The 8,540-nt window shown below is 50.3% G+C and carries 9 protein-coding genes and 1 pseudogene; 5 read left to right on the top strand and 5 right to left on the bottom strand.

The window, feature by feature from the left end:
* Nucleotides 1–385 precede the first annotated feature (385 nt).
* Entirely contained in the window at nt 386–718 is a 333-nt protein-coding gene (locus EC843_RS24395; protein WP_133523201.1) for a hypothetical protein, read from the top strand.
* A gap of 358 nt (nt 719–1,076) precedes the next feature.
* Here the strand turns inward: EC843_RS24395 and EC843_RS24620 are convergent, their stop codons facing one another.
* The 3 genes from EC843_RS24620 to EC843_RS24660 form a co-directional block, all read right to left on the bottom strand.
* Complete coding sequence (locus EC843_RS24620; protein ID WP_166642094.1) at nt 1,077–1,214, bottom strand: hypothetical protein; 138 nt, start codon at nt 1,212–1,214, stop codon at nt 1,077–1,079.
* 626 nt (nt 1,215–1,840) lie between these two features.
* A complete protein-coding gene (locus EC843_RS24385) occupies nt 1,841–2,227 on the bottom strand; it encodes a lysozyme inhibitor LprI family protein (protein WP_133523200.1) in 387 nt (128 codons plus the stop codon).
* Complete coding sequence (locus tag EC843_RS24660; RefSeq protein ID WP_208111340.1) at nt 2,228–4,867, bottom strand: hypothetical protein; 2,640 nt, start codon at nt 4,865–4,867, stop codon at nt 2,228–2,230.
* A gap of 451 nt (nt 4,868–5,318) precedes the next feature.
* Here EC843_RS24660 and EC843_RS24375 point away from each other — a divergent pair, with 451 nt between their 5' ends.
* From EC843_RS24375 to EC843_RS24365, 3 genes and pseudogenes are all read left to right on the top strand, one after another.
* Entirely contained in the window at nt 5,319–5,759 is a 441-nt protein-coding gene (locus EC843_RS24375) for an entry exclusion protein 1 (protein ID WP_133523199.1), read from the top strand.
* 29 nt (nt 5,760–5,788) lie between these two features.
* Nucleotides 5,789–5,869, top strand: a pseudogene (locus tag EC843_RS25025) (MarR family transcriptional regulator); the annotation flags it as partial.
* Nucleotides 5,870–6,569: 700 nt separating this feature from the next.
* The gene (locus EC843_RS24365) at nt 6,570–6,773 is read left to right on the top strand and encodes a hypothetical protein (protein ID WP_133523198.1); all 204 of its coding nucleotides are present in this window, start codon (nt 6,570–6,572) and stop codon (nt 6,771–6,773) included.
* Between the two features lie 281 nt (nt 6,774–7,054).
* Here the strand turns inward: EC843_RS24365 and EC843_RS24355 are convergent, their stop codons facing one another.
* Together EC843_RS24355 and EC843_RS24350 are read right to left on the bottom strand one after the other, a co-directional pair.
* A complete protein-coding gene (locus tag EC843_RS24355; protein WP_133523196.1) occupies nt 7,055–7,321 on the bottom strand; it encodes a type II toxin-antitoxin system RelE/ParE family toxin in 267 nt (88 codons plus the stop codon).
* Nucleotides 7,305–7,529: a DUF6290 family protein gene (locus tag EC843_RS24350; protein WP_133523195.1), complete on the bottom strand. Its 225-nt coding sequence runs from the start codon at nt 7,527–7,529 to the stop codon at nt 7,305–7,307. The genes EC843_RS24355 and EC843_RS24350 overlap by 17 nt, the downstream gene beginning before the upstream one ends.
* Nucleotides 7,530–7,965: 436 nt before the next feature.
* Between EC843_RS24350 and EC843_RS24340 the strand changes: the two genes are divergently transcribed.
* On the top strand, nt 7,966–8,184 hold the full coding sequence (locus tag EC843_RS24340) for a hypothetical protein (RefSeq protein ID WP_133523194.1): 219 nt from the start codon (nt 7,966–7,968) through the stop codon (nt 8,182–8,184).
* Nucleotides 8,185–8,540: the final 356 nt, after the last annotated feature.

The following is an 8,540-nucleotide window of genomic DNA, read 5'->3' as shown; positions in this document are numbered from 1 at the left end:
TGGGCCCGCGGGCCCACCACCCGGAAAGCGGTGAACGGGTACGCAATTTATTGCGTAGTCGTGAGGCGCTGGACAAGCGAAGCGCGTCAGTTTTCTGATCGCCCGCATTGCGGTGGATGAGCTGAAAGCGAATCCCCGGACGGCAGTCGCAGCTTCGCAGAACAAGAGTGTTTGTAGGTGAGCGGGTTTACCCGTGTACCTACAAACACATATCTTGCCATTTCGTTTCGCCCTTTTTCGGTCACCTTTAGCCCGTTCGCACATAAGCGCACTTAATTGCACATAATGTCATTAAGTGTCATTGTGCCCAGAGTCAGGCGCATAAATTCGCATTAAATATCATTAAATATCATTAAATGACATTACGCCGTCAGAAGGGGAAATTATGGCGCAACGGGGCATGGGACTAGTCGAATTCCGGGCGAATCTAGAGCTGATCACAACGCTGAAAACACAGGGTTACGATCGCAAACGGGTGTACGAAAAACTCGAGGGAAAAACTACGCTGTCCTACTCACAGTTCGTGCGGATCTGGAACAAGGAGTTCAGCGAGGGCAAAGCGACAGCCACTAAAGTAAATCCGGCGGCATCGAAAACCACGAATCCAACAAGCAGCGAAGGCAACAGCCATCAGAGAGACCGTTTCCGCAGACAAACCCGGATTCTCCACGACCCAAGAATGACGGATGAGCGGAGGAAGGAAATTTTCGGGGAGTGACGGGCAGAGCTATGAGCGTAACAGCCAAGGGTAAGTACGGCTGATATGGGGTTCTGTGCCGGAACCGCCGAAATTACCGGCATTACAAATTAGTCGTTTTTTGAGGCATGTTTGGTATGTGCTGACGTGTACGTGTAACAGAACCGACACACTTCACCTATCTTATGCCCTTAGCGGGTTTCGGGCGCAGCGCCGAACCAGTCACAGTGCGCTAGCGCTGTGTATACTGGCTTATATGTTAAACCGGTGTTGTGGGCAAAGTCGATTTGTCATGAAAGAGAGGCATAAAAAGGTGTGACCGTGCGCAAAATCGGCAGCAGACGACATGCCACTTCCTCGCGTTGACAGACTTCGCTAGTCAACACTGCGGCGAGCGGTACTGTTCTAAAAATGGGAAGAAGTTATCAACAGAATCGGGGGATAAAGCTGTGGGAAGAGGTGTACGCAGAGGGAACAGGAAGACAGCAAGGAACAGCCCCTGGGGCTGTTTTTTCATAGGCTTCGCCCTCCTGCCTAAACCAGTGGAGCAAAAGCTCAACGCTGACGTAGACAGAAGTGGCGAAACCTGACAGGACTTAAAGATCCCCACCGTTTCCGATGGGTAGCTCCCTCGTGCGCTCTCCTGTTCCCACCCTGAGGTTTACCCGTTGCAATCCGCCGTTCCATTACTCTGTGGTGGCGTTTTCTCATTCCTACCCGTGCAACTGGGTTCCTGTTAGGTGGTTCGCTCCAAGCTGGACTATATGCACGAACTCCCCGTTTAGTCCGACTACCGCGCCCGTTCAGGTAACTATTCTCTTGAGTCCAACCCTGAAAGACACGAAAAATCGCCAGTGGCGGTAGCCATTGGTAACGGAAACAGTGCGGGAGATGGTCTGTATAGCCGAAGAGCTCTACATTTGACTTGAAGTGTTCCGCTATTCACGGCTACACTGAAAGAACGGATTTGGTGACTGTTCCCGCATGGTTCAGTTACCTTGGTTAAGCAGTTCCCCAACTGACTTAACCTTCGAAAAAACCACCCTAACAGGTGGTTTTTTCGTTTCTGAGCAAGAGATTACGCGCAGGAACAACAGATCTCAAGAAGATCCTTTGAATTAGGTTCCCATGATAGAGCTGCCACTACTGATTCTGGATTGATACAAGGTCCTTTGTTCTCTCTTGTGTCATTTTATCTTTACAGGAGTTCATTGATGTCTCATATGCTTGAGTTCCTGCCTCTATTTGATAAGAAAAAACCTCACAGTTTTTATCTCTAAAATTAAGCCAAGCCCTTTGAGATAATTTAATTTTTTTGATGTATTCATTTTTTAATTCTTCATGTGAATTATACTCAGCGCTAACTTTTGATAATAGTTTTTTATATTCATTATTTAAACTGGCATCGCTTTCCTCTAATGAAATCTTTGAGCAAGTATAAACTTGATCGCTCACAGTTATATTATCGCATACTGAGTCAGCTTTAGCCCATAATGGGAAGACCAGAATAATCATCAATATTTTTTTCATTTAATTTTTCTCCAAATAATTAGCTCGATACCTTCCAGGCTCATACTTAGATATTCCCGGAGTATTCCGTATATAGTTTATTAACTCTTGCTTATCATTGTTTGCGCCTGCAAGCATAGGGTTTGGCCCTTTTGTGAAACCTTGATAAACAAAATCCACAAGAACCTCTTGAATGACAGCATCCAACTGCTCCCATTTTTTGGCTGTGGAAACTCCGGACGTCCAAGAATTATAGTTAGCAATTGCCCTAGTTACATAACTAGGGTAAATAATATTAAATAGATTTATTTGTTGTTCTTCCGTTATTTCACCAATATCATCCCTATTATTGGTGACAAACGAATTAGCTTCAGAACCTTTATACCTCCTAGCCAAGGATATCTTTCTTGCTGTGGTATCATCAACGCCAGAAGCAATCATATCTTGGTAGATACTTTCCTCAGAACGATTTCCCATGTCATACCCACGACCTAAGGTAACACCTGATTCATCTTCACCTGGCCAATGGATGACTCTGCTATAGAATTGAGAGCTTGGGATATTATTACCTTCAGCATCATATGTTAGCTTACCTTTTAAACTACCTTTATTTTTCACTGTGAGGGCATCCAAAAACGTCACCGGATGCATATGCCACAGCTCCGGCCCCATACCCTCCACCTGCTTCATCCAACCCATTTTCCCGATAAAGGTTTCCAGGAACGTTTTCCACAGAGGAGCATCGTTGGTCAGCGTATCCAGATACGTCTTCCACAGCGGGTCATCCTTGCCGTAATACCACTCGCTGGCGTGTTTCACGATGAGCCGTTGCAGGCGCTCGCGGTAAGAGACGTTCTGAATCGCCTGCAGGTACTCGTCAATGGAATAGTGCCCGTCCTTGTTGCTGTCGATGTGCTCCAGCAACCGCTGGTAGTTATACTGATTCAGCGCGTACGCCGGCCGGGTTTCCGCCTGCGCCGCCTGATGCAACTGTTCCAGAATGACCTTCACGAGGTTATCCGGCTGCAGCGTGCCGTCTATCAGATCAAAACTGGCCCCGGCCTTATTCAGCGTCACAAACCCCCGTTCAGCCAGGGCATACTGCGAGATAAGCTCAATATCTGCCGCCGCAAGCCAGCCGTTTTCCCGGTGCAGCTGATAATACGCCGCATGTCCGTCCACCTTCTCCACCGGCACCGCGGAGCGCGTCGCCACGCCCTGAGTCAGACTCTTCCGGGTGCTGTCCACCATCTTCCCCTGCGCATCTTTGATAAACAGCGTCGCCCCGGCCGGGTATTTCACCAGGGCCGGCTCCTGCTCGCCAGCACGTCCCGGATTGGTGATGTATTTCGCCATATCGTCCATGCTCAGGCACTCAATATGCACCTGGTAACGGCCGCGTTTGCCGTTCTCTTCCGGCCGTTCATAAAAACCCATGTGCCCGATACTGTCTCCGGCATTAATCGGTACTGAAGCCTGAACCACCTCACCAAATTTCGGCTCACCACCCGTCGTCGTGACCGGCGTCAGGCTGTCCCCATCTGACACCACCCAGACACGGTCTCCTTTTTTCAGCTTCCCCGTATCCCGCCCCAGCGTGACCAGGCTGAAGGTATGCTCCGGGCCGGTCTTCTGAGTCTGTTGTCCCTCTGTCGGCGTGGTCAGGCTGAACGTATTCATCGCGGCAGCCCCCTGCATCCTGGGGGGCGTGACGGGTTTATCCGGACGGATGAGCAGCTGTGCCATATTCCCTGGCTCATACGTCAGCGGGAACCCCGCAGACAGCTTACCGGCCGCCTTCCTTTGCCGCACATCCTCAGCGCTCAGGTAATACGACCAGTCTGTCCGGGACGTGCAGGGCACGCTGTCACCGGAGGGGATGCCGTACGCCGGGGCGCACATCGCCCACCACGCGGGGGCCGGCACGGACGACCCCGCGGTTTTCAGGCTCCCCTGGTCGGAAACCGTCCACACGGTGGTGCCGGCGGCCAGCTCTTCCCCGGCCGCATTTTTTGTCGCGGTGCTCAGGGTGACTTCCGTGAACTGCCGCTGATCGCTGTGCCGGGTGATGAGCCGGTCGCTCAGCATCACCCGCGTATCTTTCGCCAGCGTCCCGACGGCATGAAGCGCCAGCACATCGTCCTCGCTGGCATAATAGCGCTGGCTGCCCTGGGTTTTTCGCTCCCGTTCGCTGCCCGGAGAGGCATATGCCGCAAAAGGCGCCAGGTTCATGTACAGGGTGTAAAACGTCAGTTTACTGTCGGCACTCTCATCCGGCTGCAGGACGTGCCTGACCAACACAAAGGAGGTGGAGAGGTGCAGCTCCTCATCCCGCCAGGGGATCGCCTCACTGGCGTAATCCTTACACACCCGAAAAGCCACGATTTCGCCGTCCGCCATGCAGCGAATGAACTGCTCACCCTGGTACGGCCTCGTGTTGCAGTAGGCCATTTCCACCTCACTGCCGGTGCTCAGGGCACACCAGGGCACCGTGGCGTCGGTAATGTGAATACCGCCATGCCACATTCCCTGACTCCCCACCAGAAACTGGCCTGAACTTTCCCCGGCCAGCACGTGCAGCAGTTCGTCGGCGGAGGAAAACTCCTGGCCGTTTCTCTTCAGTACCGGCCAGCGGATTGCGGGCAACATCCTGTCTGTCATGATGATGATTTCCTGAATTATTTTACTCAGCCAAAACCCTCATACTCGCAGGGTTTTAACCGGAACGGGAGTGAAATTTATGCACGTTTTTTCCGGAAAAGGGCGGCGAGGGCCAACCGTTCGGTTTCGGACGGAGAAACGCTACAGCGCTGGCAACTCAGGTTGTTACCAACACCCTGTTGACGAAAAAACAGTCTTGGCGTGGTTTATTTTCCCTTTCCAAAGCCGCCCCCTAATATGTTGCTGAGCACAGGAGCGTCCCGGAGACACATATGGCACACAAAAAACTCAGCGCCATCAAAGACGAACGCAGAGTAAAGCAGACTCAGGAAGCCCGCAGACAGAAAGACGAAACAGCAGAGAACACATTCACCTAGAAACCGGCGATCCGCCGCCGGTGAAAATGGCGTATCATTTATTCATGAGACACTAACGGGACACTGTCACGTTTATGGCATGGCACACTATCCAAGACACGCTAAAATTAACCGGTCGCTCGCGGTCACAATTATACCGGGATATGGCTAAAGGCCTTGTCAGCTACCGGACTGGGCAAGATGAGCGCCGGGAGTTTGAGACCAGTGAGCTGATCCGGGCCTATGGTGAGCTGGACACCGGTGGCACACCGAAAAGGCACAGCAAGGGACACCCACAAAAAAACGATTTATCGGCGGAAAACCCCCAATTAGACGCCATACAGAAGCAACTGAACGCCCTGCAGCAGACGATCACCCTGATGCTTGAGGATAAAACGGCCCGGGAAGCAGATAACCGCCAGCGGGATGAAGATAAGGAAAAGCTGCAGGCCGAGATAACCCGGCTGACGGACGCACTGGCGCAGGAGAAAAAGCGGGGGTTCTGGTCCAGGCTGTTTCGCCCCGGTTCAGAGTGACCCCATCAGTCACCTGGATGCACTTAACTATGACGACTGAAATTGAACTAACTGTATTAAAAGTCATGGCAGACAAAGACATCGACTGGAGCTGGATTATTCTAGACCGCCCGGCTCTTTCTGGGGTTTGAAGCCCAATCGTACGAGATCGTACGTTAAGTACATTCTTTGAGCAGAACTGCGGGTAAAGAAAACGAGGGTTTTATTTACTTTTTCCTTTGATGCCAGTAACCATGCGGTTTCCGGCACTTTCGGTGTTAATAAACCCAGTAATAAAATCAACGTAAATCAGCCCAACGATACTACGAGTTTATATACTTAAAATCATATGGTTACGTTCTTAACGTACGTTTCCGCTCCATTGGGCTTTAAACCCCATACCGAGTAGCCGAAAAGCCCTTCGGGGCTTTTTTGTACCTGCCGGTCACCCGGATTGAACATAACATCCGTTATGTGTCGGACATGAAAAAGCCAGCAGGTGCGGGCCATAGAGTCTGTATCTAAGGCGAGCAATACCCTCCTTTGTGATGAGGGCCAGTTCCGCCATGCGGATGCTCGCCTTTCGGACATGCCATTGCTGACACAGACATAGCTCCAAGCCCCACAATCATCAGTAAAGTTATAATTTTTTTCACTCCTTACTCCTGTCTAATTAAACGGATTTTTAAGCTAACCCCCTGCTTTAGCCAGAATTGTGAACGCAATCGAATAACGATAAATATCAAACCAGAAAATATTGAAACTCCGTTCCAAACCCCCACGTAGACAATGGGTAATTTCACCCCTCATTGGCATGAAAGGAAACGCAGAATGGCAATTTACGTAGGCCCACATAATCAGGTCGGGCGCGATGGCGGGTCATTTCAGGAGTGTGATATCAATACAAACACTCACACAGTGATCCGAAAATACGGACGCTACTGTACGATCCGTGACAACGAGTATGCACCGCCAACAAGCGTTGCTGGCCGCCACTGGTTACAGATTTACCGTACTCCGGATAACACAGAGTGATCTGAAAGCCCTCCGGGGCTTTTTTTGTACCTGCCGGTCACCCAAATCGATCAGTAAATCGTTGGTTGCTGACTCTTCGGCTCATTTTGCTATTGCAATTAGGGCACAAATGCTGCTTTTTTCCTTCAATAGTCCAGGTGTAATATTTTTTCTTAAAGCTAGTGCCACAGACATCGCAGCTGCTTGGTCTAAAAACTGCACCGAGAATAACAAGCAAAACAACGCCACCAATAATCCATTCCATAAAATCCCTCTTAATGAAAAAGCCCGCTATGCGGGCTTCAGTCGTAAACTTCGCGGCGATGACCGATCGTGGCCGCAAGGATAACAAGCTCGTCATCCCGGATTTCACACAGAATGCGATAATCCCCGACACGATAACGCCAGAACTCCCCCAGCTCACCTTTGAGCGGCTTCCCTGATTGCCGGGGATCGGCAGCAACAGCAATGCGTAAATCCATAAAATCCACAATCCGTCGCGCAGTCTGTTTGTCCATTTTACGTAACGATTTGAGCGCCCGGTCAGAATAGTTAATCGTCCAGACCAAGCGACTTCCTCACGTCCTCAGACGAATGCATGGCTTCATCACCACGACGAATACGCGCTGCTGTTTCTGCTGAAAGATAATAATCCTCTAGGTCTTCCAAGTGCGCCAGTATCGCTTCTCGGGCATAGAACGTCTTTGTCCTGCCGGTTTGTTTCGCCAGCGAGTCAAGACGGGACTCAATATCATCAGATAGCCGGATAGCAAGCATATAAACCTCCAAAACACCATTTGCTATACATGTATATCAATTATACATCAGCGATAGTGAAAGACCAGAAAATCGTCTAATCGAAGTGACTCAGGAAAGCCCACACAGCAAAAAAAAATCAGCACAAATAGCTAAGCACAAGGTGTTGATATAGATTGAAAAAACAGAACAAGACCACATACTTTATACGTGTAATGTCGCATGTTTTTATTTGGAATATAGATATGTCTACAACAGGTGAAAAACCAGGCCAAGGAGCTTATCGCTGCGATCACTGTGGTGAAGTAGTTGTTTTGGATGATCAGGACGACCGCCTGCCACCATGTCCTCGTTGCTCTGAGACGGAATACACACCGTAGTATTAATTTTACAAATAAGGTCCAAGCGACCTTAAGTCATGAAGATCACGCGATCTAAATAAGTTATGGGGAAGAATATGCCTAATTACATTATTAACAAAAACTCGCAGTCAAACGGCGATCATGAAGTACACAACACAACCACAGGCTGCTATTACATGCCGAACCAGGAGAACCAGATAAATCTGGGCTACCATGCCTCCTGCCATGACGCGGTGTCAGATGCAAAAAGCCGCTGGCCAAACAACAAGATCAACGGCTGCTATTACTGCTGTAACGCCTGCAACACCGGCTGATGATACAGCACAATCTGAAAGCCCTGCGGGGCTTTTTTTGTACCCGCCGGTCACCCGGATTGAACATAACATCTGTTTCACGCACCGCTGAAACGGCCTCATGGCATTTCCAGCCCGAAGGCGATGAAAACCACAGCTTACCCGACGAAAACGCCGCAAAACGCGCTGGATGAATGTTGCGGGGGTGAGTGGCTATGCACGTAACTGCATGGCGGGCGGTTTGATGCGAAATGCCTGCTGTAACCTCTGTTTTACCCAATATGGGCCCGCGGGCCCACCACCCGGAAAGCGGTGAACGGGTACGCAATTTATTGCGTAGTCGTGAGGCGCTGGACAAGCGAAGCGCGTCAGTTTTC

This window comes from Buttiauxella sp. JUb87 (assembly GCF_004361975.1).
Taxonomy (GTDB): Bacteria; Pseudomonadota; Gammaproteobacteria; order Enterobacterales; family Enterobacteriaceae; genus Buttiauxella; species Buttiauxella ferragutiae.
The sequence above is the reverse complement of the archived record's forward strand: the minus strand, read 5'-3'. Positions and strand labels throughout refer to the sequence as shown.

Coding starts and splice junctions, on each gene's coding strand:
- EC843_RS24395 (WP_133523201.1), top strand. CDS start 386: ATGGCGCAACGGGGCATGGGACTAGTCGAATTCCGGGCGAATCTAGAG.
- EC843_RS24620 (WP_166642094.1), bottom strand. CDS start 1,214: ATGAAAAAACAGCCCCAGGGGCTGTTCCTTGCTGTCTTCCTGTTCCCT.
- EC843_RS24385 (WP_133523200.1), bottom strand. CDS start 2,227: ATGAAAAAAATATTGATGATTATTCTGGTCTTCCCATTATGGGCTAAA.
- EC843_RS24660 (WP_208111340.1), bottom strand. CDS start 4,867: ATGACAGACAGGATGTTGCCCGCAATCCGCTGGCCGGTACTGAAGAGA.
- EC843_RS24375 (WP_133523199.1), top strand. CDS start 5,319: ATGGCATGGCACACTATCCAAGACACGCTAAAATTAACCGGTCGCTCG.
- EC843_RS24365 (WP_133523198.1), top strand. CDS start 6,570: ATGGCAATTTACGTAGGCCCACATAATCAGGTCGGGCGCGATGGCGGG.
- EC843_RS24350 (WP_133523195.1), bottom strand. CDS start 7,529: ATGCTTGCTATCCGGCTATCTGATGATATTGAGTCCCGTCTTGACTCG.
- EC843_RS24340 (WP_133523194.1), top strand. CDS start 7,966: ATGCCTAATTACATTATTAACAAAAACTCGCAGTCAAACGGCGATCAT.